Annotated in this window: 18 protein-coding genes; 11 read left to right on the top strand and 7 right to left on the bottom strand. The window is 60.3% G+C overall.

Translation table 11 applies throughout. The annotated features are described in order from the left end of the window. Positions 1-9 precede the first annotated feature (9 nt). Genes menB through menE form a run of 3 tightly spaced genes read left to right on the top strand, consistent with a single transcriptional unit; the run spans position 10 to position 3223 of the window. On the top strand, positions 10-867 hold the full coding sequence (gene menB, locus QOL81_RS05785) for a 1,4-dihydroxy-2-naphthoyl-CoA synthase (protein ID WP_033635308.1): 858 nt from the start codon (positions 10-12) through the stop codon (positions 865-867). Next, positions 867-1850, top strand: a complete 984-nt coding sequence (gene menC / locus QOL81_RS05780; protein WP_070915312.1) for an o-succinylbenzoate synthase — start codon at positions 867-869, stop codon at positions 1848-1850. Before menB ends, menC begins: the two co-directional genes overlap by 1 nt. Further along, positions 1838-3223, top strand: a complete 1386-nt coding sequence (menE, locus tag QOL81_RS05775; protein WP_070915314.1) for an o-succinylbenzoate--CoA ligase — start codon at positions 1838-1840, stop codon at positions 3221-3223. The genes menC and menE overlap by 13 nt, the downstream gene beginning before the upstream one ends. A gap of 43 nt (positions 3224-3266) precedes the next feature. On the opposite strand, the gene katA is transcribed toward menE, so the two are convergent. After that, entirely contained in the window at positions 3267-4703 is a 1437-nt protein-coding gene (gene katA / locus QOL81_RS05770; protein ID WP_060420075.1) for a catalase KatA, read from the bottom strand. A 338-nt stretch (positions 4704-5041) separates the two neighbouring features. Here katA and QOL81_RS05765 point away from each other — a divergent pair, with 338 nt between their 5' ends. The 3 genes from QOL81_RS05765 to QOL81_RS05755 all read left to right on the top strand — a co-directional run bounded on the left by QOL81_RS05765 (position 5042) and on the right by QOL81_RS05755 (position 8962). After that, a complete protein-coding gene (locus tag QOL81_RS05765; protein WP_049200187.1) occupies positions 5042-5581 on the top strand; it encodes a YfaZ family outer membrane protein in 540 nt (179 codons plus the stop codon). Between the two features lie 209 nt (positions 5582-5790). Beyond that, on the top strand, positions 5791-7959 hold the full coding sequence (locus QOL81_RS05760; RefSeq protein WP_070915359.1) for a TonB-dependent receptor: 2169 nt from the start codon (positions 5791-5793) through the stop codon (positions 7957-7959). A gap of 7 nt (positions 7960-7966) precedes the next feature. Next, positions 7967-8962, top strand: coding sequence for an ABC transporter substrate-binding protein (locus QOL81_RS05755; protein ID WP_070915316.1), 996 nt, complete (start codon positions 7967-7969; stop codon positions 8960-8962). A gap of 34 nt (positions 8963-8996) precedes the next feature. On the opposite strand, the gene tyrP is transcribed toward QOL81_RS05755, so the two are convergent. Next, a complete protein-coding gene (gene tyrP, locus QOL81_RS05750) occupies positions 8997-10205 on the bottom strand; it encodes a tyrosine transporter TyrP (protein WP_060420079.1) in 1209 nt (402 codons plus the stop codon). 245 nt (positions 10206-10450) lie between these two features. On the opposite strand from tyrP, the gene QOL81_RS05745 reads away from it, so the two are divergent. Further along, a complete protein-coding gene (locus QOL81_RS05745; RefSeq protein WP_070915318.1) occupies positions 10451-11647 on the top strand; it encodes a nicotinamide mononucleotide deamidase-related protein YfaY in 1197 nt (398 codons plus the stop codon). Between the two features lie 3 nt (positions 11648-11650). Here the strand turns inward: QOL81_RS05745 and QOL81_RS05740 are convergent, their stop codons facing one another. Then, the gene (locus QOL81_RS05740; protein WP_230458193.1) at positions 11651-12859 is read right to left on the bottom strand and encodes an FAD-dependent oxidoreductase; all 1209 of its coding nucleotides are present in this window, start codon (positions 12857-12859) and stop codon (positions 11651-11653) included. A gap of 116 nt (positions 12860-12975) precedes the next feature. On the opposite strand from QOL81_RS05740, the gene QOL81_RS05735 reads away from it, so the two are divergent. After that, the gene (locus tag QOL81_RS05735; RefSeq protein WP_070915320.1) at positions 12976-13797 is read left to right on the top strand and encodes an AraC family transcriptional regulator; all 822 of its coding nucleotides are present in this window, start codon (positions 12976-12978) and stop codon (positions 13795-13797) included. 231 nt (positions 13798-14028) lie between these two features. After that, positions 14029-14181, top strand: a complete 153-nt coding sequence (locus tag QOL81_RS05730; RefSeq protein WP_004935921.1) for a Hok/Gef family protein — start codon at positions 14029-14031, stop codon at positions 14179-14181. Between the two features lie 59 nt (positions 14182-14240). Here QOL81_RS05730 and yfaE read toward each other — a convergent pair whose 3' ends face one another. From yfaE to ubiG, 4 genes are all read right to left on the bottom strand, one after another. After that, positions 14241-14501: a class I ribonucleotide reductase maintenance protein YfaE gene (gene yfaE, locus QOL81_RS05725; protein ID WP_033653779.1), complete on the bottom strand. Its 261-nt coding sequence runs from the start codon at positions 14499-14501 to the stop codon at positions 14241-14243. A 3-nt stretch (positions 14502-14504) separates the two neighbouring features. Then, entirely contained in the window at positions 14505-15635 is a 1131-nt protein-coding gene (gene nrdB / locus QOL81_RS05720; RefSeq protein WP_019453694.1) for a class Ia ribonucleoside-diphosphate reductase subunit beta, read from the bottom strand. Between the two features lie 67 nt (positions 15636-15702). Beyond that, positions 15703-17991 (bottom strand): class 1a ribonucleoside-diphosphate reductase subunit alpha, encoded by a 2289-nt coding sequence (nrdA, locus tag QOL81_RS05715; protein ID WP_070915322.1) that lies wholly within the window; start codon positions 17989-17991, stop codon positions 15703-15705. Positions 17992-18429: 438 nt separating this feature from the next. Beyond that, a complete protein-coding gene (gene ubiG / locus QOL81_RS05710) occupies positions 18430-19155 on the bottom strand; it encodes a bifunctional 2-polyprenyl-6-hydroxyphenol methylase/3-demethylubiquinol 3-O-methyltransferase UbiG (RefSeq protein ID WP_047730871.1) in 726 nt (241 codons plus the stop codon). A 212-nt stretch (positions 19156-19367) separates the two neighbouring features. Between ubiG and gyrA the strand changes: the two genes are divergently transcribed. Continuing rightward, entirely contained in the window at positions 19368-22010 is a 2643-nt protein-coding gene (gene gyrA / locus QOL81_RS05705) for a DNA topoisomerase (ATP-hydrolyzing) subunit A (RefSeq protein ID WP_004935906.1), read from the top strand. A 167-nt stretch (positions 22011-22177) separates the two neighbouring features. Next, the gene (rcsC, locus tag QOL81_RS05700) at positions 22178-25039 is read left to right on the top strand and encodes a two-component system sensor histidine kinase RcsC (RefSeq protein WP_060420089.1); all 2862 of its coding nucleotides are present in this window, start codon (positions 22178-22180) and stop codon (positions 25037-25039) included. The last annotated feature ends 50 nt before the right edge of the window (positions 25040-25089 follow it).

Raw genomic sequence — 25089 nt, 5'->3', positions numbered from 1 at the left:
GAACCGAACATGCTTTATCCGAATGAAGAACAGCTGTATGCCGCCATCGCCTGGCAGGATTGCACCGGCGATTTCGAAGACATTCTGTATCACAAGTCCGCCGACGGCATCGCCAAAATCACCATTAACCGGCCGCAGGTGCGCAATGCGTTTCGCCCGCAAACGGTTAAAGAGATGATCGACGCGCTGGCCAACGCCCGTTACGACGACGGCATCGGCGTCATTATTCTGACCGGAGCCGGCGATAAGGCCTTCTGCTCCGGCGGCGATCAGAAAGTGCGCGGCGACTACGGTGGCTATCGCGACGACAGCGGCGTGCATCACCTCAACGTGCTGGACTTCCAGCGCCAGATCCGCACCTGCCCAAAACCGGTGGTGGCGATGGTGGCCGGTTATTCGATCGGCGGCGGCCACGTGCTGCACATGATGTGCGATCTGACCATCGCGGCGGATAACGCCATCTTCGGCCAGACCGGCCCGAAAGTGGGCTCGTTCGACGGCGGCTGGGGTGCGTCTTACATGGCGCGCATCGTCGGCCAGAAGAAGGCGCGCGAAATCTGGTTCCTGTGCCGCCAGTACGATGCCGCTGCCGCGTTGGACATGGGCCTGGTCAATACCGTGGTGCCGCTGGCCGATCTGGAAAAAGAGACGGTGCGCTGGTGCCGAGAAATGCTGCAGAACAGCCCGATGGCGCTGCGCTGCCTGAAGGCGGCGCTGAACGCCGACTGCGACGGCCAGGCCGGTTTGCAGGAGCTGGCGGGCAACGCCACCATGCTGTTCTACATGACCGACGAAGGGCAAGAAGGGCGCAACGCGTTCAACGAGAAGCGTCAGCCGGACTTCAGCAAATTCAAGCGTAACCCGTAATGAGCGGGGTAAACCGCAGTGCGGCGCTTTACCGTTACAGCCTGCCGATGGAGGCGGGCGTGGTGCTGCGCAATCAGCGGTTGAAAACGCGTGACGGATGGGTGGTGCAGCTGCGTCAGGGCGAGCGTGAAGGCTGGGGCGAGATCGCGCCGCTGCCGGAATTCAGCCAGGAAACGTTGGCGCAGGCCGAACAGGCCGCGTTGGACTGGCTGCAGGCCTGGTTGGCGGGCAACGAACCGGATGACAGCACGCTGCCCTCGGTGGCCTTTGGGCTCAGCTGCGCGCAGGCCGAGCTGGAGCAGCGTTTGCCGACGCAGGCGGATTTTCGCAAGGCGCCGCTGTGCACCGGCGATCCGGACGAGCTGTTCGAGATATTGAGCGCCTTGCCGGGCGAGAAAGTCGCGAAAGTGAAGGTGGGGCTGTATGAGGCGGTGCGCGACGGCATGATCGTCAACGTGCTGCTGGAGGCGCTGCCGGATCTGCGGCTGCGGCTGGATGCCAACCGCAGCTGGACCCGCGCCAAAGCCGACGGTTTCGCCAAATACGTCAACCCGGCGTGGCGCGATCGCATCGCCTTTTTGGAAGAGCCCTGCAAAACTCGTGATGAATCGCGCGATTTCGCCCGGGCGACCGGCATTGCCATAGCCTGGGATGAGAGTGTGCGTGAGGCGGACTTTGTGGTGCAGGCCGAGCCGGGCGTGGCAGCCATCGTGATCAAGCCGACGCTGGTCGGCAGCCTGACGCGCTGCCGGGCGCTGGTGGCGCAGGCGCATGCGGCGGGGCTGACGGCGGTGATCAGTTCCAGCATCGAGTCCAGCCTGGGGTTAACCCAGCTGGCGCGCATCGCCCGCTGGCTTACGCCGGACACCGTGCCGGGGCTGGATACCCTGGGGCTGATGCAGGCGCAGGTGCTGCGGCCTTGGCCGGGCAGCGCATTGCCGCTGCTGGATATTTCGGCGCTGGAGTGCCTATGGCGCCGTTAAGCGATTGGCCGTGGCGACACTGGGCGCGCCTTCAGCCGCAGGCGACGGCCCTGTTGCTCGGCGAACAGCCGCTGAGTTGGCTGGCGTTGCAAGGCCAGGTGGATGAGCTGGCGGCGGATTTTCAGCACCAGGGCGTGGAGCCGGGCTGCGGCGTGGCGCTGTGCGGTAAAAACAGCTATCCGCTGCTGTTGGCCTATCTGGCGCTGCTGCAATGCGGCGCGCGTCTGTTGCCGCTCAATCCCGCCTTGCCGACGCCGCTGCTGACGCAGCTGTTACCCGAATTAGACATCACCTTTGCCTTCGGCCCGGATCCGTTGCCGGCGCTGCCGGAAGAGGTGATTCGATTGACGCCGCCCTCGACCGAGCCGCGCTGGCCGAACCTGCCGAGGTGGGATGTGCGGCGTCTGGCGACGCTGACGCTGACCTCGGGCTCTAGCGGCATGCCTAAAGCGGCCGCACACAGCTACGCCAACCATCTGGCCAGCGCCGACGGGGTGTTGCGGTTGATGGATTTTCAGCGCGAGGATTGCTGGCTGCTGTCACTGCCGCTGTTTCACGTCTCCGGCCAGGGCATCGTCTGGCGCTGGCTGGCGGCGGGTGCGCGGCTGGCAGTGCGCGAAATGCATCCGCTGGCCGAGGCATTAGTGGGCTGCACGCATGCCTCGCTGGTGCCGACACAGCTCTGGCGGCTGCTGGCGCAACCGCTGACGGGCACGATGCTGAAAGAGGTGCTGCTCGGCGGCGCAATGATCCCGGTGGCGCTGACCGAACGGGCGGAGGCGGCGGGGATCCGCTGCTGGTGCGGCTACGGCTTGACCGAACTGGCTTCCACGGTGTGCGCCAAGCGCGCCGATGCGCGGCCGGGCGTTGGCCTGCCGCTCGGCGGCCGCGAGATCAAACTGGTGGACGAAGAAGTCTGGATCCGGGCCGACAGCCTGGCGCTCGGCTACTGGCGTCATGGGCATCTGCAGCCGCTGGCCGATGAACAGGGCTGGTTTGCGACCCGCGATCGCGGCGCGATGGCCGAGGGGGAACTGCGTATTCTCGGCCGGTTGGACAACCTGTTTTTCAGCGGCGGTGAAGGGGTGCAGCCGGAGGATATCGAACGCGTGCTGGCGGCGCATCCGCAGATCACGCAGGCGTTTGTGGTGCCGGTGGCGGACGCCGAGTTCGGCCAGCGGCCGGTGGCGGTGATCGACGGCGAACCGTCGCTGTCGCTGGCGGCGTTGCTCGCCTGGTCGCAGGATAAGCTGGCCAATTTCCAACGCCCGGCGGCGTTGCTCCCGCTGCCTGAGGAGCTGAAAAACGGCGGCATCAAGATTTCGCGCCGCCAGTTGCAGCAGTGGGTGGCGCAGCGTCTCTCTCAGGCATAAAAAAGCCGCCCGACAGGGCGGCTGAGCGGATGGCAGCAGGGGGTTATTTCAGCCCCAGCGCCTTGGCGACGCCGGCGCCGTAGTCCGGGTGCACCTTGGTGAACAGCTCGACCTGACGGCGCTGGATGTGTTCCGGCACCTGCGACAGTTCGCCGGCGATGCGGGTGAACATGCGCTGGTGCTCTTCGGCGCTCAGCAGGTTGAACAGCGCGCGCGGCTGGCTATAGTAATCGTCGTCTTCACGATGATTCCAGTGGTCGGCCGCGCCCTCAATGCTCAGCGGTGGCTCGCTGAAGTCCGGCTGCTCCTGGAACAGGCCGAAGCTGTTCGGTTCGTAGGTGGCGCCGTTGCCGCTGTTGCCGTCCACGCGCATCGCGCCGTCGCGATGGTAGTTGTGGAACGGGCATTTGGCGCCGTTCACCGGGATCTGGTGGTGGTTGACGCCCAGGCGATAACGGTGCGCATCGCCATAGGAGAACAGACGGCCCTGCAGCATTTTATCCGGAGAGAAACTGATGCCCGGCACCACGTTGGCGGGGTTCATTGCTACCTGCTCAACCTCTGAGAAGTAGTTGTCGGGGTTGCGGTTCAGCTCGAAATAGCCAACGTCGATCAGCGGATAGTCGCCGTGCGGCCACACCTTGGTCAGATCGAACGGGTTATATGGCGTCTGCGAGGCTTCGTGTTCCGGCATGATCTGAATTTGCAGCTTCCAGCGCGGGAAGTCGCCGCGTTTGATCGCGTCGAACAGATCGCGCTGTGAGCTTTCGCGATCCTTGGCGATGATCGCTTCTGCTTCTTCATCCATCAGGTTTTCAATGCCTTGCTCGCAGCGGAAGTGGAATTTCACCCAGAAACGTTCGTTGGCGGCATTGATAAAGCTGAAGGTGTGGCTGCCGAAACCGTGCATGTGACGGTAGGATTTCGGAATGCCGCGATCGCTGAAGTCAATGGTCAGCTGGTGCAGCGATTCCGGCAGGTGGGAGAAGAAGTCCCACTTGTAGACGGGGTTGCGCAGGTTGGTATGCGGATCGCGTTTCACCACGTGGTTGAGATCGGGGAACTTCAGCGGATCGCGCAGATAGAACACCGGCGTATCGTTGCCCACCAAATCCCAGTTGCCTTCTTCGGTATAGAACTTCATGGCGAAGCCGCGAATGTCGCGCTCGGCGTCGGCGGCGCCGCGCTCACCGGCGACGGTGGAGAAGCGGATAAACATGTCGGTCTGTTTGCCGACCTCGGAGAAGATCTTGGCGCGCGTATAGCGGGTGATGTCGTGGGTAACGGTAAAGGTGCCGTAGGCGCCGGATCCTTTGGCGTGCATGCGGCGCTCGGGGATAACCTCACGGTCGAAGTGGGCCAGTTTTTCCAGGAACCACACGTCCTGCAACAGCATCGGGCCGCGTTTGCCTGCGGTGATCACGTTATTGTTATCGACAACCGGGGCGCCGGCTGCGGTGGTCAGTCCTTTCTTGCTCATCACTTGCTCCTTATCGTAGTGCAGTTAAGTAAAGACTCGGGCGGTTTAAGCGTTCATCAGCATAGTCCTTTGGCGGGGCTTCTTCCCCTGACCTTGGTCAAAGCCACTACTAGTTGTAGCCCTATTGGCGAGCGGCGGCAAATAGGTCTCGGTTATCGTTGGCATCGCCTTGACGAATATAGAATCTTGTTTGCAAATATTTACATTTATTTGATTATTGAAGAATTTTTTCGCTTTTATCCCTTAAATACTCATTGCGCTTTGGTATAGACTCGTGACGTTATTATTATGCGTTGATTCAATCATTCGGTACGGATGACAAACCAGAGGGAAAGATGATGAAAAAGACTTGGGTCGCGTGCGCGGCAGGATTGCTGTTTGTGACCGGTGCGGCGAACGCCATCAGCGTGTCGGGCGAAGCCGGGCAGCACTACACCAACCTGGGCGTCGGCATGAGCACCGGCTCTTCAGGCCTGGGCCTGACCGGCAACTGGGCGCGCAGCGACCACGACGGCAACGTCGGCAGCCTGGGGCTGAACTTCGGCGTGCCGCTGGGGCCGTTGACGGCGACCGTGGGTGCCAAAGCGCTGTACCTCAGCCCGAAAGACGGGAAGAGCGGCGGGGCGGTGGCGCTGGGCGGCGGCCTGGAGTGGGAGATTAACCGTTACTTCAGCCTGCACGGCGAAGGGTACTTTGCGCCTGAATCCTTCACCAGCGGCGTGAAAGCCTATAACGAAGCCAGCGGCGGCCTGCGCTGGAAGTTCCGTCCGCTGAGCGTGGACGTGGGCTACCGTTACATGCAAATGGAAGGCAAAGACGGACGTCGTGACAATACGCTGGCCGATGGCCCTTATGTCGGTGTCGGCCTGAGCTTCTAAGGTCGGCTGACGGGCTGTGGCCCATCGCGTTTTCCGAATCCCTCGGTCATTGGCCGGGGGATTTTTATTTGTGCCATCAACGGGAAATCCATCCGGACTCTGAATGGCAAAAGATTAAATAATTTAAAGACTCGACGATCGGCATCGCCATATGGGGGCACATGCCGTAAAATTCGTAATATAAATACTTATATAACGATATGGACGTCATGACTTACCGAAATCCACTGGCGGCGCTGATGCCGCTGTTTGCCTCACTCTTTCCTTATACCGCTGCGGCGCAGGTCGATCGTGACGAGGTGTTGACCGTCACCGGCAGCGCGTTATCCCCCGCGACGGAAAACGCATCCGGCGCCGGTTTTAAAACGCCGGAGATTGAACTTGGGCCGCTGGGCACCAGGGCGTGGATCGATACGCCTTATTCTTCTACCACCGTGACCCAACCGATGATCAAAAATCAGCAGGCGAAAAGCGTCGCCGAATTGCTGAAATATTCACCGAGCACGCAGATGCAGGCTCGCGGCGGCATGGACGTCGGGCGGCCTCAAAGCCGCGGCATGCAGGGCAGCGTAGTGGCGAACAGCCGCCTGGATGGGTTGAACATTGTCTCCACCACGGCCTTTCCCGTTGAAATGCTGGAACGGCTGGATGTGCTCAACAGCCTGACCGGCGCGTTGTATGGCCCTGCGAGTCCGGCCGGGCAGTTCAACTTTGTGGCTAAACGCCCGACGCCGCAACCGTTACGCGAGGTGACGTTCGGGTATCAGAGCCGCAGCGCCTTTAGCGGCCACGTCGATCTCGGCGGCCATCTCGACGACGACAATACGTTTGGCTATCGCATCAATGCCCTCAACGAAGAGGGGGAAGGCAGCGTTGACGACAGTACCTTGCGCCGTCGGCTGTTGGCCGTGGCGTTCGACTGGAATATCAAGCCGGGCACGCAGCTGCAGCTGGACGCCAGCCATTACGAATTCCTGCAAAAGGGCTACCCCGGCGGCTTCAGCTATGGGCCGAATGTTCCGTTGCCCTCCGCCCCTAATCCGCAAAATAAACACCTGGTGCTCGAGACGGCGGGCAACGATTTAACCACCGACACCCTCAGCACGCGCCTGGTTCATTACTTCAATGACGATTGGTCAGTCACGGGCGGCATAGGGTGGCAACAGGCGGATCGTGCCATGCGTTCGGTATCCAGCACTCTGCTAAACGGCAGCGGCGATATCAAACGGTCGATGAGCGACTCCAGCGCTTCGGGGCGATTTCGGGTGTTGAGCAATACGCTGGCGCTGAACGGCCATGTCGATACCGGTTCGGTGGGGCATGAGTTGGCGCTCGCCACGACGGGCTACGTCTGGTCTATCTACAGCGGCAAGGGGGCCAGCCGGCGCTACGATTTGGGCATCGACAATATGTACCATCCGTCGGCGCTGCATGAGCCGGGCGACGGAAAAATCCCCAAGAACGGCGCACGCTATAAATCCAGCGAGAACAGCCAGCAGAGCGTGACGTTCGGCGATACGCTGACCTTCAATCCACAGTGGTCGGCGATGCTCTATTTAAGCGAAAGCTGGTTGCAAACGCGCAACTACGGCGCCGACGGCAAGAAAATCGAAGAGGACAATCAACAGGGTTTGAGCCCGGATGCGGCGTTGATGTACAAAATTACCCCGATGCTGATGGCCTATGTCAGCTATGCCGACTCGCTGGAGCAAGGCGGTACGGCCCCGTTGGGGGAAGGCGTGAAGAACGAAGGGCAGACGCTCAAGCCCTATCGCAGTCGGCAATATGAGATTGGCCTGAAAGCCGACGTCGGGGAGATGAACCTCGGCGCCGCGCTGTTCCGCCTCAAGCGGCCGTTCGCTTATGTTGACGCCGAAGACCGGGTGTACAAGGAGCAAGGCGAACAGGTGAACAATGGCCTTGAGCTGACGGCCGCCGGGCGCGTGGGTGACGGGCTGAGCCTGTTTGGCGGCGTCACGCTGCTCGATCCGCAACTGAAAGAGACGGTTTCCGACAGCACGCGCGGCAAACGCGTGGTCGGTGTGCCGAAGGTGCAGGCCAATATGCTGGTGGAGTACAGCCTGCCGTCGATGCCGCAATGGGTCTATAGCGCCAACGTGCACTATACCGGCAAGCGAGCGGCGAACGACACCAACAGCGCCTGGGCTGACAGTTACACCACGCTGGACTTGGGGGCCCGCTACGTCACCCGCATTCATTCCGTGCCTGCGACCTGGCGGCTGGCGGTCAATAACGTCACTAACGAACATTACTGGGCCTCTATTTTCCCCTCGGGCACGGATGGTAATGGCGGTTCGTCGAGCGCCTTTCTCGGCAACGGCCGTGAAGTGCGCGCATCTGTCACGTTTGACTTCTGAGGGCGCTATGAGGATCGCATCGTTGTCTGCATGGGTACTGTTGGTTGGCGTGTTGTTGCACGGCGATTTGTGGGCTGCATCACCTGCGAGCGAAATGCGCATTGCCTCGCCGTGGCCCGCGCAAAACGCCATCATCGCGATGCTGGGTTATGGCGATAACATCGTCGGCACCTCGAATGTCGCGAAACAGATCCCGCTGTTTCGCCAAAGCCTGCCGCGCATTGACGCCGTTCCGGTGGTGAGTGTGAATAGTGGGCAAGCGTTGAATCCGGAACAAATCATCGCGCTTGGCACTCGGCTGCTGTTTGTGCCTGACAGCATGAAAGTGCCGCAATTGGATTTACTCGAACGGGCTGGGGTGCGCGTATTGGCGTTTAAAGCCAATTCGATGGCGGCTCTGCGCGCGCGAGTGTTAAAAACGGGGGCCGCGCTGGGGCCGGATGCACAGGAAAAAGCGTTGGCTTACGAGCGCTATTTTTCTCGTAATGTGGCGCGCGTCGCCGAGCGACTGAAGGATTTACCGCCAGGGCAGCGCATTCGCGTTTATCACAGCATGGGCAATCCGCTGACCACCTCAGGGCGACCGTCGCTTAACCAGGATTGGATGGATCTGGCCGGCGCCGCCAACGTGGCGGAAACGTGGTTTGGTCTGAAAAAAGAGGGGGCGGGCGAAGTGGCGTTGGAGCAGATCGTGGCCGCCAATCCGCAGGTGATCGTGGCGATGAACAGGCGCGATGCCGAAGAGATACGCACGTCCGCGCAATGGCAGGGCATCGATGCCGTTTTGCGGCATCGGGTCGTGGTCAATCCCAAGGGGATGTTCTGGTGGTGTCGCGAGACCAGCGAAGAGGCGCTGCAGTTTTTATGGTTGGCGAAAACGCTGTACCCGGCACGTTTTGCCGACATTGACATGCGGGAAGAGACGAGAAGTTTTTATCGGGACTTTTTCGGTCTGTCGCTCACTGCGGCGCAGATTGACGCTATTCTTAATCCACCCGCTTGAACAGATTCGGGGGCCCAAACGGCCCCCGAATGCGTTACCCCACCGCCGGCAGCATGCCGCTGGCGATGCCCAGTTGAATCGCGATGACCGTCACCCCGCAGACAAACACCAACGCCAGCGCCGGCGTACCGCCCCAGACGCGATACTGCGCCTGATGTTTTTGGCGCGTTTTCCACACCAGCAGTGAAGGCAACAGCAGCGCCAGCACCGACAGGGCGATGGCGGCGAATCCCAACGCCAGCACGAAGCCGCGCGGGTAGAACAGCGCAAAGGCCAGCGGCGGCAGGAAGGTGATGGCGCCGGTTTGCAGGCGGCCACGCACGTTGTCTTGCCGTTTGAACAGGTCGGCCAGGAAATCGAACAGCCCGAGCGCCACGCCGAGGAACGAGGTCGCCAGCGCCAGATCGGCGAACAGGTGCACCGCCAGTTCAACGTGCGGCGAAGCCACCGCATCGCGCACCGCCTGCAACAGGCCGTTCAGCCCGGCCTGCTGCGCCAGAATGCCGACGAAGGTGTCGGAGCTGATGCTGCCCAGCGTCGCCAGCTGCCAGAAAATATAGGCGATCAGCGGGATCGCGCTGCCGATGATAAACACCCAACGCAGTTTGCGAATGTTGCCGCCCATGTAGTTGACGATGCTCGGCACGCTGCCGTGGAAGCCGAAGGAGGTGAAAATAACCGGAATGGCCGACAGCGCCAGGCCTTGCTCCAGCGGCAGCGTCATCAGATTGGTCTGGTGGATATTCGGCAACATCAGGCCGAGCATCACCACCAGAAACACCACTTTGGCGCTGAACAGGATGCGGTTGAACAAGTCGACCGAGTGGGTGCCGATGCACACCACGCCGCCGGCCACCAGGGTGAACAGCAGCACGCCGAGTGACACCGGGAAGTCCTGCGACGTCCATTGGCTGATGCTGGTGGCGAGCAATTCGCCGGCGCCGCTGATATAGGCGGCGGTGAGGGCGTACATCAGGAACATCATGCTAAAACTGGTCAGCCACTGGCCGCCGCCGCCGAGATAACGTTTGGCGAGCGTGCCCAGACCGGTATCCGCTTGCTCATGCTGGTAAACCTCCACCAGCAGCAGCGCGGTGTAACACATCAACAGCCACAGCCCGATCAGTAAGGCCAGCGTGACGCCGAAGCCGACGCCGGCTGCCGCCAGCGGCATCGCCAGCATCCCGGCGCCAATGGTGGTGCCCGCCACGATAAAAACACTGCCAAGAGTGCGATTCTTCACGTTTTTTCTCTACCAGCCGAAAGATTTTGAAAATTATAGGTAACGATTTATGAGGATGGCAGGATAGTGGAAGCCCTAATTTGTGTCAAACCGGCGTTACGCATGATGTACAAAAATGTTTACATTGCGGCGGGCTGCATGGCGCATGAGGAACGGGCCCATGGCTGAAATTATCCGCAGGCGGCTAGTGAAAAGTTATTTACGGGCTTCTATAGTGGAATGACCAAAAAATGTGGGAGAGATCAATGTTAAGGGTGGAGATGCTCAGCACCGGCGATGAGGTGCTGCACGGGCAAATTATTGATACCAACGCCGCCTGGCTGGCGGACTACCTGTTCCAGCAGGGGGTGCCGATGAGCGGGCGTGAAACGGTCGGGGACAGCCTCTCTGCGTTGATCGAGATCCTGCAGGAACGAAGCCATATCGCCGATGTGCTGATCGTCAACGGCGGCCTGGGGCCGACCAGCGACGATCTCAGCGCGCTGGCCGCCGCGAAAGCCTGTGGCGTCGAGCTGGTCGAACGGGCCGACTGGCTGGCACGCATGGAAGCCTATTTCGCCGAGCGCGGGCGGCCGATGGCCCCTTCCAACCGCAAGCAGGCGCAGATCCCGGCCAACGCGGAAATGCTGGATAACCCGGTAGGCACCGCCTGTGGGTTTGCGCTTCAGCTGAACCAATGTCAGATGTTCTTCACCCCCGGCGTGCCGTCGGAATTCAAAGTGATGGTCGAACAGCAGATCGTGCCGCGCCTGCGCCAGCGCTTCACCTTGCCGGCGCCGCCGCTGTGCCTGCGCCTGACCACCTTCGGCACCTCCGAGAGCGATCTGGCCGCCGAGCTGGATGGCATGTCGCTGCCGCCGGAAGTGGTGCTGGGTTACCGCTCATCCAGCCCGATTATCGAGCTGAAGCTGACCGGGCCTGAAAGCCGGCGTGCGGAGATGGAGCAGGCCTGGCGGCGCGTGCGCGAGGTGGCGGGGGACAACTGCATCTTTGAAGGCACCGCCGGGTTACCGGCGACGCTGACGCAGCGTCTGAATCAGCAAGGGCTGAAGCTGGCGTTGAGCGAGCAGTTCAGCGCCGGGTTGATCAATCTGCAGCTGCAGAGCGAAGGGGCGCCGCTGGCGGGGGGCGAGCTGCTGCCGGCGCACTGCATCGAAACGCTGGAAACGACGCTGGCGCGCGCCCGTTCGCTGGCGGAATTGACCGGTGCGCCGTTGGCGTTGGCGGTCAGCGCCATGCGCGACGAGCAGGTGAGCATTGCGCTGCATACGCCGCGCGGCGGGATTGGCCAGACGGTGCGTTATCGGGCGTCGCGCCACGGCCTGCGGCTGCGGCAGGAGTCGGTGGCGATGCTGGCGCTGGATATGCTGCGCCGCTGGCTGAATGGGGGCCAGGCGTGCGGTAAAAACGCCTGGCTGGAGGTGGTGGAAATTATCGAGTGACGGTCATGACGCTGAGTCGCCGGCGTCACGGTTTTGCTGCAGCCGTTCGGACGCCAGGCGTGAAAGGCGTATCGCCGCCGCGCCCCGCGTTTGCAGATCTGCACCATAGTCCTTGAGCGCCTGCGCGGCGCTGCCGGCCTGCGCCAGATGCATCGCCAGGCTGGCGGCGTCCGCCAACGCGGTGTTGGCGCCGAGCCCGCCCGCCGGGCTCATGGCGTGCACGGCGTCGCCGAGAAAGGCGATGCGTTCGCTGTGCCACACCGGCATCGCCTGCGTGACCTGCACCGCCCGCACGCTGAGTGACTGAGGATCCGCCAGCGCTAACGCCGTTTGCAAAGCGGGGGCCCATCCCTGCGAGATATGCCTTACGCGCGCCTGCAGCGCAGCGCTTCCCTCCGCCCGCGCCGGCCCGCCGATCCGTTCAGCCGTTCCGATACAGGCCCAATAGAGATAGTCGTCGACCGGCGTGAGGGGGCAGTCCGGCGCATAGTCGGCTGCCAGCTGCGCCATGGGCGCCTGAAAGCGCATCGGTTCAATCACCAGCGACAAGCCGTCGGCGAAGACGACCGACACGCCGCGCAGCAATTCGGGGGCCAATTGGGCACGGGTCGCCGCATCGAGCGGCGTTTTGCCGTAGAGGGTGACCGCGCCGCTGTCTTCGGGCCCCGCCTCGGGCAGGCAGCGCCGCCGCACCAGCGAGTTGACGCCGTCGGCGGCGATCAGCACATCGACCCGCACGTGTTCGCCGTTGGCGAACTGAAGCTCCACGCCCTGCGGCGTTTGTGCAAATTCACACAGGGTATAGCCGAAGCGCACCCGGTCTTGCAGACCGGTGAGCAGGATTTCGCGCAGCGTTTGCCGATGAATGCCGAGATCGCCGCTCGGTTCCTGCGCCTGCCGCGGGCTGGAGGGCAGCCAGTGCTCGGGGCGTCGGGCGTTGAGCGGGGCAAGCTGCGGATCCCATAGATTGCTCTCGCCGCTGTTTTGCGCGCTGCTGGCGCAGAGCAACCGGTAATGCGCCGGCGGCAGACAGGCGGCCAGTGCCTGCTGGCCCGTCGGATCGATGCGCAGCCGGTAGCCCTGATCGCGCGCTTGCGGCGTGGTGTCACGTTCAAACACCGTGGCGTGGATGCCGAAGCGATGCAGTCCCTGAGCCAGACACAGGCCGCCGGGCCCGGCGCCGATAATGCCAATGCTGAGTGTTGTCATCATGTTCCCTCGTGAGTCAGTGGCCACAAACGGGAGCGGCCGGAAGCATTTCATTATGTCGGCGCAGGAAAAGGTTGATATAACGGTATCTGGACTAAAAATAGTGATAAGTGGCCAATATGAACGATAATCCTCACTTCGCCGACGCTGACTGCAGCGAATGGCGGGCGGGCCCCTGGCTGATCGCCCTTGGCGGCCGCGACGCGGCAGGCCGGGAGTATCGGTTGGGCACGCGCGAATACGGCTGGCATCAGCATGTACGCGGGCAGCTGTTGTGCGTCGAAAGCGGTTTGCTGCATGTGCGCACGGCGCACGGCGATTGGGTGCTGCCGCCGCAGCGGGCGGGGTGGATCCCGCCGGCGACGCAGCACCGGGTGCAGGTCTGCGGCGCGCTGAGCGGCTGGAGTTTGCTGCTGGCGCCGGAGACCTGCAACGACCTGTCGAATGCACCCTGCGTCATCGGTATTAGCCCCGTGCTGCAGGCGCTGGCTCTGCGAGCAGAAGGCTGGGATAAACGCAGCGCGCTCACCCTGGAGCAGGATCGCATGGCGCAGGTGATGCGGGACGAGATACGTCTGGCGCCAACGGAGCCGCTGCATTTGCCGATGTCGTCCCATCCGCGCCTGGCCGGTGTTCTGCAGGCCTTGCTGGCGCAGCCGGGGAGCGAGCGTTCGCTGGAAGCCTGGGCCGAATGGGGAGCGATGTCGCCGCGTACTCTGCGGCGGCTGATGATCGGCGAAACGGGGCTGAGTTTTGCCCAGTGGCGCCAGCAGGCTCGGTTGTCATATGCATTGGCGAAGCTGGCCGAAGGTGAAACGGTGTTGCAGATCGCGGAAACGCTGGGGTATGCCTCGCCGAGTAATTTTATCGCCATGTTTCGCAAAGCCTTTGGCGATTCTCCGGCGCGTTATTTTTCCGCATCGGCAGGAAAGGGGCGCTAAGCGAAATACTTTGAGGATGGTTATATATCCCTTATTAATCATAATCTTATAGGGGATATTCGCGACGAGGGAATGCTGTTACTCTTTTGGCGGGTGCTTGAGACTGTTCGTCTTGGGCATTGTGTGACAAGGCGGATAGATGAAAGCCCCAGACTGACTCTCAATCAGAATGGGGCTGCACATACCGCCTAGACACCGGTATGGTAGCCCCTTCACAGCAAGGAGGCAAGCATGCGCTTAAGGCATGTGTTTCATTCGCTAACCGTTGTATGTATTACGGTTTTGTTATTTATCTGGATGATAAGAGACTCGCTGTGCGAGCTGAAAATCTACCAGGAAAATATCACTATCCTGATCAGGTTGGCGTGTGAGGTGAAGCGGTAATCATAGGGCGGGGGCAACCCCGCCTTCTGGTCTCCAGGCGCGGTTTCCGGCACCCGACTTTACATTTCCAGCTCGATGTCCGTCAGCGGCATACAGCAGCAGGGCAGGATCTCGCCGGCATTGATAAACGCCAACGGCTGTTGGCGGTAGGCCACTTCGCCTTTCACCAGCTTCAGGCGGCAGGCGCCGCAATAGCCGGAGCGGCATTGGTACTCCACCTGCACGTCGTGCAGTTCCAGCACGTCGAGCAGGCAGTTTTCACTGTTGGGGCAGGAGAGCTGCGTGCCGGCGGCGCGCAGCGTTACGATTGGCGTCGCCATCGCTTACAGTTCGAAGTCGCTCAGGTCGTCGGCGTTGATCTCCGAGTCGATCTGGCCAACCAGGTAGGAGCTCACTTCAACTTCCTGCGGCGCTACCTGTACGTTGTCGGATACCAACCAGGCGTTGATCCACGGGATCGGGTTGGAGCGGGTTTCGAACGGCAGACCGAGGCCGACCGCCTGCATGCGGATATTGGTGATGTACTCCACATATTGGCACAGGATGTCTTTGTTCAGGCCGATCATCGAACCGTCGCGGAACAGGTATTCCGCCCACTCTTTTTCCTGCTGGGCGGCCAGCACGAACAGATCGTAGCACTGCTGCTGGCATTCTTCGGCGATCTCTGCCATTTCCGGATCGTCGGCGCCGGAACGCATCAGGTTCAGCATGTGCTGGGTGCCGGTCAGGTGCAGCGCTTCGTCGCGGGCGATCAGCTTGATGATTTTGGCGTTGCCTTCCATCAGTTCGCGCTCGGCGAACGCGAAGGAGCAGGCGAAGCTGACGTAGAAGCGGATCGCTTCCAGCGCGTTCACGCTCATCAGGCACAGGTACAGCTGCTTCTTCAGCGCGCGCAGATTGACGGTGACGGTTTTACCGTTCACCTGGTGGGTGCCTTCACCCAGCAGGTGATAGTAGCTGGTCATCTCGATCAGATCGTCGTAGTAGCCGGAGATGTCTTTCGCGCGCTTCTTGATCTCTTCGTTGGTGACGATGTCGTCGAACACCAGCGCCGGATCGTTGACGATGTTGCGGATGATGTGAGTGTAGGAACGGGAGTGGATAGTCTCGGAGAACGACCAGGTTTCCACCCAGGTTTCCAGCTCAGGGATCGAGATCAGCGGCAGCAGCGCGACGTTCGGGCTGCGGCCCTGGATGGAGTCCAGCAGCGTCTGATACTTCAGGTTGCTGATGAAGATGTGCTTCTCGTGCTCCGGCAGCGCCTGGTAATCGATGCGATCGCGGGAGACGTCAACTTCTTCCGGGCGCCAGAAGAAGGAGAGCTGCTTTTCGATCAGTTTTTCGAAGATTTCATGCTTTTGCTGGTCGAAACGCGCAACGTTTACCGACTGGCCGAAGAACATCGGCTCTTGCAGCTGGTCGTTTTTGGTCTGAGAAAAAGTGGTGTAAGCCATAAGCCTGAATCCATCGTAACGTGGCTAAATGAAGGGGCCGGAAAATTCCGGCCCGCTAGGTCAAACTTTAGATCTTGCAGGCGCCGCTTTCGCAGTCGTCATCGCCGGCCTTGGCAGGCTGCAAATCTTCCTGGGCGTCTTCCGCACCGTCGCGGGTGTTTTGGTAGTACAGCGTTTTCACGCCGAACTTGTAGGTGGTGAGCAGGTCTTTCAACAGCTGCTTCATCGGCACCTTGCCGCCCGGGAAGCGGGTCGGATCGTAGTTGGTGTTGGCCGAAATCGACTGGTCGATGAATTTCTGCATCAGCCCCACCAGCTGCAGATAGCCGTCGTTGCTTGGCATTTCCCACAGCAGCTCGTAGTTGTCTTTCAGACGCTCATACTCCGGCACCACCTGGCGCAGGATGCCGTCTTTCGACGCCTTGATGCTGATGTGGCCGCGCGGCGGCTCGATGCCGTTGGTGGCGTTGGAAATCTGCGAAGAGGTTTCCGACGGCATCAGCGCAGACAGGGTCGAGTTGCGCAGGCCGGTTTCCTGGATCTCTTTACGCAGGGTTTCCCAGTCGTAGTGCAGCGGCTCGTTGCAGACAGCATCCAGGTCTTTCTTGTAAGTGTCGATCGGCAGGATACCCTGCGAATAGGTGGTCTCTTTGAACCACGGGCAAGCGCCTTGTTCCTGAGCCAGACGGTTGGAGGCTTTCAGCAGGTAGTACTGAATGGCTTCGAACGTTTTGTGCGTCAGGTTGTTGGCGCTGCCGTCGGAGTAGCGCACGCCGTTCTTCGCCAGGTAATAGGCGAAGTTGATGACGCCGATGCCCAAGGTGCGGCGGCCCATCGCGCCACGGTGTGCGGCCTTGATCGGATAATCCTGATAATCCAGCAGGGCGTCGAGCGAGCGCACCGCCAGGGTTGCCAATTCTTCCAGGTCGTCCAGGCTGTCGATCGCGCCCAGGTTGAAGGCGGACAGGGTACACAGCGCAATCTCGCCGTTTTCGTCGTTGACGTCTTCCAGCGGCTTGGTCGGCAGGGCGATTTCCAGGCACAGGTTGGACTGACGCACCGGCGCGATCTGCGGATCGAACGGGCTGTGGGTGTTGCAGTGGTCGACGTTCTGGATGTAGATGCGGCCGGTAGAGGCGCGCTCTTGCATCATCAGCGAGAACAGCTCAACCGCTTTCACGTGCTTCTGGCGAATGCTGTCGTCTTTCTCGTACTGGGTATACAGGCGTTCGAATTCGTCCTGATCGGCGAAGAACGCGTCATACAGCCCCGGCACGTCGGACGGGCTGAACAGGGTGATGTCTTCGCCCTTGATCAGACGCTGGTACATCAGGCGGTTCAGCTGCACGCCGTAGTCCATGTGACGCACGCGGTTGCCTTCAACGCCGCGGTTGTTTTTCAACACCAGCAGGCTTTCCACTTCCAGGTGCCACATCGGGTAGAACAGCGTTGCCGCGCCACCGCGCACGCCGCCCTGCGAGCAGGATTTAACGGCGGTCTGGAAGTGTTTGTAGAACGGAATACAGCCGGTATGGAAGGCTTCACCGCCACGGATTGGGCTGCCCAGCGCGCGGATGCGGCCGGCGTTGATGCCGATGCCGGCGCGCTGCGAAACGTATTTCACAATGGCGCTGGAGGTGGCGTTGATGGAGTCCAGGCTGTCGCCGCACTCGATCAGTACGCAGGAGCTGAACTGGCGGGTTGGGGTGCGCACGCCGGACATGATCGGCGTAGGCAGCGAAATCTTGAAGGTGGAAATCGCGTCGTAGAAACGTTTGACGTAATCCAGACGAGTTTCACGCGGGTAGTTGGAGAACAGGCAAGCGGACACCAGCATATACAGGAACTGGGCGCTTTCGTAGATCTCGCCGCTGACGCGGTTCTGCACCAGATACTTGCCTTCCAGCTGCTTGACGGCGGCATAGGAGAAGTTCATGTCGCGCCAGTGATCGATAAAGGAATCCATCTGCTCGAACTCTTCAGCGCTGTAGTCTTCCAGCAGATGCTTATCGTATTTGCCCATCTCGACCATGCGAGTGACGTGGGCGTGCAGCTTCGGCGGCTCGAACTGGCCATAAGCCTTTTTGCGCAGGTGGAAGATCGCCAGGCGAGCGGCCAGGTACTGATAGTCCGGCGCATCGCGGGAGATCAGATCGGCTGCGGCTTTGATGATGGTTTCATGAATGTCGGCGGTTTTGATGCCGTCATAAAACTGAATGTGTGAACGCAACTCTACTTGAGAAACCGAGACGTTGTGTAATCCCTCTGCGGCCCAATCGATGACCCGGTGGATTTTGTCGAGATTGATGCGCTCTTTACGGCCATCGCGTTTAGTTACAAGCAGACTTTGGTTCATGTGGTGTTTTACCTGTCCGTATGGTGCCCCTAAGCAGAAGTGTAGTCGCTCTGCTCAGTATGTAAACACTATATATAGGGGTTGTATGTCGGTGAGGTAACAAGATAGTGAGAAAAAACGGCGTTTGCAAGTGAACAAAACCGGCCTAATTTGTGGATAACTTGGGGGTGAAATGTAACTTGCCGCGCGAAGCGCGCGCCGTGACTGGCGCGACAAGCTTGTCAATAAGCGCGATCAGATTTTACTGAAAAACTGAAAAAACCGATCGTTTGGCGCTTTATTAAACGTTAGAAAAAAACGGCATATTGATCTGATTTAATATTCTAAAAAACTGTTTACAACGGCTATTTTGATCGAAGTCGCGGAAATTAGGTATTTTTCCGAATGCTACGCCGGCGCCGCCCCCCGGTAATGCAGGGCCGGCGCGGTTTACAACGCTTAGCCTTCGTGCTGGGTGTGCACCATGTAGTTCACGTCAACGTTGCGTCCAAGCTTGAAATGATCGGTGATCGGGTTGTAATGCAGGCCGATCATGTGCTTTTCGCGCAGCGGCGTGCCGTCGACCCAGCCGATCAGTTCGGAAGGGCGAATGAACTTCTTATGATCGTGGGTGCCCTGCGGCACCATCTTCAGCACGTACTCCGCGCCGATCACCGCCATCAGCCAGGCTTTGGTGTTGCGGTTGATGGTGGAGAAGAACACATGGCCGCCCGGTTTCACCAACTGGGCGCAGGCGCGCACCACCGAGGCCGGATCCGGCACGTGCTCCAGCATCTCCATGCAGGTGACGACGTCATAGCGTTGCGGGTTGGCCTGAGCGTGGCTTTCCACCGTCTCCTGCACGTAAGTGACGTTCATGCCGCTTTCCAGCGCGTGCAGCCGCGCGACCTGCAGCGGCTCCGCGCCCATGTCCAAGCCGGTGACCTTGGCGCCTTCGCGCGCCATGCTTTCCGCCAGAATGCCGCCGCCGCAGCCCACGTCGAGCACCTGCTTGTCAAAAATGCCGTCGGCGCGTTGCATGATGTAGTTCAGGCGCAGCGGGTTGATGCGGTGCAGCGGTTTGAACTCGCCTTCCAGATCCCACCAGCGGGAGGCGACGGCCTCGAACTTGGCGATTTCCTGGTGGTCAACGTTTTGCACTCGGCTGGATGATTCTGCGTTCATGGGCTTGTCTGGCTCCTTGTTCTCGTTGCGCGGATTATACATGTTCCGGCGCGGCATCGTCTGCGCCGATGCGTTTTTAGCGCACTTATCTGCACAATTTCCGTGAAACAGCGGCGGTTATTTTCCCGTAAAGCGTGCTTTGTGATATAGTTTTACACCTTTGCCACTATGGCAGCGGGCAGATGAATCATTAGTAGAGGGATAGCAGCTCCATGAGCGACCTTGCCAGAGAAATCACACCGGTAAACATCGAAGACGAGTTGAAAAACTCGTATCTGGACTATGCGATGTCCGTTATTGTCGGACGTGCGCTGCCAGATGTTCGTGATGGACTGAAGCCGGTTCACCGCCGCGTTCTGTACGCGATGAGCGTACTGGGTAACGACTGGAATAAACCATACAAGAAATCGGCCCGTGTCGTCGGGGACGTGATCGGTAAATATCACCCACACGGTGACAGCGCGGTTTACGACACTATCGTGCGTATGGCCCAGCCGTTTTCACTGCGCTACATGCTGGTGGACGGCCAGGGTAACTTCGGTTCCGTCGACGGCGACTCCGCCGCGGCGATGCGTTATACCGAAGTGCGCATGTCCAAGATTGCTCACGAACTGTTGGCGGACCTGGAAAAAGAAACCGTCGACTTCGTGCCTAACTATGATGGCACCGAGCAGATCCCGGCCGTCATGCCGACCAAGATCCCGAACCTGCTGGTCAACGGCTCGTCGGGTATCGCCGTGGGCATGGCCACCAATATTCCACCGCACAACCTGGCGGAAGTCGTCAACGGCTGCCTGGCCTATATCGACGATGAAAACATCAGCATCGAAGGGCTGATGGAACACATCCCGGGGCCGGACTTCCCGACGGCGGCGATCATCAATGGCCGCCGCGGCATTGAAGAGGCCTACCGCACCGGGCGCGGCAAAGTCTACCTGCGCGCGCGCGCGGAAGTGGAAGCCGACGCCAAGACTGGGCGCGAAACCATCATCGTTCACGAGATCCCGTATCAGGTGAACAAGGCGCGTCTGATCGAGAAGATCGCCGAGCTGGTAAAAGAAAAACGCGTGGAAGGCATCAGCGCGCTGCGCGACGAGTCCGATAAAGACGGCATGCGCATCGTGATCGAAGTCAAACGCGACGCGGTCGGCGAAGTGGTACTGAACAACCTGTATGCGCTGACGCAACTGCAGGTCACCTTCGGCATCAACATGGTTGCGCTGCATCAGGGCCAGCCTAAGTTGCTGAACCTGAAAGACATCCTCGAAGCCTTCGTGCGTCACCGCCGCGAAGTGGTTACCCGCCGCACCATCTTCGAACTGCGCAAGGCCCGCGACCGCGCCCATATCCTGGAAGCGCTGGCCATCGCGCTGGCCAACATCGATCCGATCATCGAGCTGATTCGCCGTGCGCCGACCCCGGCCGAAGCGAAAGTTGCGCTGGTGGCGCAACCGTGGGATCTGGGCAACGTCAGCGCCATGCTGGAGCGCGCCGGTGACGACGCCGCCCGCCCTGAGTGGCTGGAGCCGGAGTTCGGCATCCGCGACGGAAAATACTACCTGACCGAGCAGCAGGCTCAGGCGATTCTGGATCTGCGCCTGCAGAAACTGACCGGCCTGGAGCACGAGAAGCTGCTGGACGAATATAAAGAACTGCTCAACTTTATCGCCGAGCTGATCTTTATTCTGGAAAGCCCAGAGCGCCTGATGGAAGTGATCCGCGAAGAGCTGGTGGCAGTCAAAGAGCTGTACAACGACGGCCGCCGCACCGAGATCACCGCCAATACTTCCGACATCAACATCGAAGACCTGATCAACCAGGAAGACGTGGTGGTGACCCTGTCTCATCAGGGCTACGTGAAGTATCAGCCGCTGTCCGACTATGAAGCTCAACGCCGCGGCGGCAAAGGCAAATCTGCGGCGCGTATTAAAGAAGAAGACTTTATCGATCGCCTGCTGGTGGCCAACACCCACGATACGATCCTGTGCTTCTCCAGCCGTGGCCGCCTGTACTGGATGAAGGTGTACCAACTGCCTGAAGCCAGCCGTGGCGCGCGCGGTCGCCCAATCGTCAACCTGCTGCCGCTGGAAGCCGATGAGCGTATCACCGCCATCCTGCCGGTGCGCGAGTATGAAGAAGGGCGCCACGTGTTCATGGCCACCGCCAGCGGTACCGTGAAGAAAACTGCGCTGACCGAGTTCAGCCGCCCACGCAGCGCCGGCATCATCGCCGTCAACCTCAACGAGGGCGACGAACTGATCGGTGTCGATCTGACCGACGGCAGCAACGAAGTGATGTTGTTCTCCGCCAACGGTAAAGTGGTACGCTTCCCGGAAACGCAGGTGCGTTCGATGGGCCGTACCGCAACCGGCGTGCGCGGCATCAACCTCGGCGAAGGCGACAGCGTGATCTCCCTGATCGTGCCGCGCGGCGAAGGCGACATCCTGACCGTGACGCAAAACGGCTTCGGTAAACGCACCGCCGTGACCGAATATCCGACCAAGTCACGCGCCACCCAGGGGGTTATCTCCATCAAGGTGAGCGAGCGTAATGGCCAGGTGGTCGGCGCCGTACAGGTGGAAACCAGCGACCAGATCATGATGATCACCGATGCCGGCACGCTGGTGCGTACCCGCGTTTCGGAAGTCAGCGTGGTGGGCCGTAACACCCAGGGCGTGACGCTGATCCGCACGGCGGAAGACGAAAACGTCGTCGGCCTGCAGCGTGTGGCCGAGCCGGTGGAAGACGAAGAGCTGGACAGCCTGGAACCGGGCGCGGAAGCGGTGGAAGAAGACACCACGCCGCTGGACGATGGCGACGACGCGGCTGAGCCGATGGACGACGACAACGTTTAAAGCAAGGTGAGGGCGTCGGCATGCCGACACCCTAATGCACTGAGACAGAAGGGCCTGGCAGCGATGCTAGGCCCTTTTTCAGTTATATGGTTTAATTGGCGCACCGAGCCGCCGGCTGCCGCGCCGGCGAATGCGTGCACCGCCACTGACTTTCGTATGGTATCCGATTGAAATACTTAGCCTCTTTTCGAACTACGCTGAAGATATCCCGCTATCTGTTCCGGGTGCTGGCGATTTTGCTGTGGTCGTTGGGAGCTCTGCTCACCACCTTTTATATTCTGAATATCCTGCATCAGAAAGAGTCGGATATCCGGCAGGATTACAACCTTAACTTCGATCAGGCGCAGGGCTACATCCGCCATTCCGCCGACATCATCCGCGACATCAAGTATATGGCGGAGAACCGTCTCAACGGTTCGGTCAGCAGCCTGGACATGTTCAGCGGCGTGTTTCCCGGCAAGGGCAGCCCGCCGCAATTCTTTCCGCTGTACCCGGAGTCCAACTGCACGCTGAGCACCACCTACCGCAGTTCGCTCGATTCGCTGAGCGGCCTGATCCAGTATTGGAAAGAGAACTTCGTGGCGGCCTACGATCTCAACCGGGTGTTCTTCATCGGCGGCGACAGCCTGTGTATGGCGGAGTTCGGCGGCGGCAACGCGAGCGCCAATCGGGAAAACGTGCTGAAGTCGCTGCACGAGCGCATTCTGAAATACCGCAACGCCAAGAATCTGGACAAAGACAACAACCTGTATTGGATCAGCCCCAGCGCGCAGCGGCCGGACGTCGGCTATCTGTATGTGCTGACGCCGATTTATATCGGCAACAAGCTGGAGGCGCTGCTGGGCATCGAACAGACCGTTCGGCTGGAGGATTTCGTTACCGCCGGCAACCTGCCGATCGGCGTCACGCTGCTGGATGAGAACAACGAGCCGGTGCTGCGCCTGGCGGACGGCGATCGCTATGCCGCTTCGCTCAACAGCTATCCCGCAGAGCACGCCTACTTCGGCTATGTCGACAATTATCGCGATCTGATCCTGAAGAAAGCGCTGCCGCCTTCTTCGCTGAGCATCGTCTATGCGCTGCCGGTGAAAAGCGTAGTAGAACGCTTCAAAATGCTGATCCTCAACGCGCTGTTGTTGAACCTGCTGTCGGCCATCGTGCTGTTCACGCTAGCGTGGCTGTTTGAACGTAAAATGTTCCTGCCGGCGGAGGACAACGCCTTCCGCCTGGAAGAGCACGAGCAGTTCAACCGCAAGATCGTCGCTTCGGCGCCGGTGGGTATCTGTATCCTGCGCATCAGCGACGGCACCAATATCCTGAGTAACGAACTGGCACACAACTACATCAACCTGTTGACCCACGAAGATCGCGATCGCATTACGCGCATCATTTGTGAACAGCAGGCGAATTTCGTCGATGTGATGACCAGCAACAACAACAACCTGCAGATCAGCTTTGTCCACTCGCGCTACCGTAACGAAGAGGTGGCGATTTGCGTGCTGGTGGACGTCAGCGCCCGCGTGAAGATGGAAGAGTCGTTGCAGGAAATGGCGGCGGCGGCGGAGCAGGCCAGCCAGTCCAAATCGATGTTCCTGGCCACCGTCAGCCATGAGCTGCGCACGCCGCTGTACGGCATTATCGGCAACCTCGATTTGCTGCAAACCAAGGCGCTGCCGCAAGGGGTCGATCGGCTGGTCAATGCGATGAACAACTCTTCCGGCCTGCTGCTGAAAATCATCAGCGATATTCTCGATTTCTCCAAAATCGAGTCCGAGCAGCTGAAGATAGAACCGCGCGAGTTCTCCTGCCTGGAGGTGATCACCCATATCGCCGGCAACTATTTGCCGCTGGTGGTGAAGAAACGTCTGGGGCTGTACTGCTTTATCGAACAGAACGTGCCGGAGCGCATTTTCGGCGATCCGGTGCGGCTGCAGCAGGTGCTCTCCAACCTGGTGAACAACGCCATCAAGTTCACTGATACCGGCTGTATCGTGCTGCAGGTCTGCACTCGCGGCAGCTATCTGGAGTTCAGCGTACGCGATACCGGCGTCGGTATTCCGGAGAAGGAAATTTCGCGCCTGTTCGATCCGTTCTTCCAGGTGGGCACCGGCGTGCAGCGTCATTTCCAGGGAACCGGCCTGGGGTTGGCTATCTGTGAGAAACTGATCAACCTGATGGACGGCGATATCGCCGTCGAGTCTGAACCGGGTCTGGGCAGCTTGTTCAGCATCCGCATTCCGCTGTTCAACGCTCAGTTCCCCATCCCGCAGGCCAGCGATACCTGGCAGGGCCGTCGGCTGTGGCTGGATATCCGCAATCAGCGGCTGGAAAGTTACCTGATGGCGATTCTGGGGGGCTACGGCGCCGATATCCAGCGCTATGACGGCCAAGAGACCGCCGCCGGAGAGGTGATGCTCAGCGATCATCCGCTGATGCTGGACACGCCGCTGCTGGCTCAGATCCAATTCTCTACCGAACATATCGGCCCATCGCTGGAAACCCGGCCGGGTTATTGGATGCACAGTACCTCCACGCCGCGAGAAACGCTGAGCTTGCTCAACCGGTTGTTCGGCGTCGGCAGCGGCGCGGCAGAGGCGCTGGTGCAGCTGCCGGTGCCCGCCAAGGCCAGCGCGGCGGACAACGGCGATATTCATCTGCTGGTGGTTGACGATCATCCGATCAACCGTCGCCTGCTGTCCGATCAACTGGGATCGCTGGGGTATCAGGTGGTGACTGCCAACGACGGCGTCGACGCGCTCGGCGTGCTGAAACAGCACCACGTCGATATTGTGCTGACCGACGTCAATATGCCGAACATGGACGGCTATCGCCTGACGCAGGAACTGCGACAGATGCAGTTCAGCGCGCCGGTGATCGGCGTGACGGCGAATGCGCTGGCGGAAGAGAAGCAGCGCTGCCTCGAGGCGGGTATGGATAACTGCCTGTCGAAACCGGTCACGCTGGAGACGCTGGAACAGACGCTGGCTTACTACAGCCAACGGGTACGCTACAGCCGCAGCGAGGCTTGAAAAGCAAACAGGCACGGCGAATGCCGTGCCTGTTTGGTGCTAACCTGCCG

It is taken from the genome of Serratia sp. CC22-02 (genome assembly GCF_900182895.1).
Taxonomy (GTDB): domain Bacteria; phylum Pseudomonadota; class Gammaproteobacteria; order Enterobacterales; family Enterobacteriaceae; genus Serratia; species Serratia nevei.
This window is presented reverse-complemented; position numbering and strand designations above follow the sequence as displayed.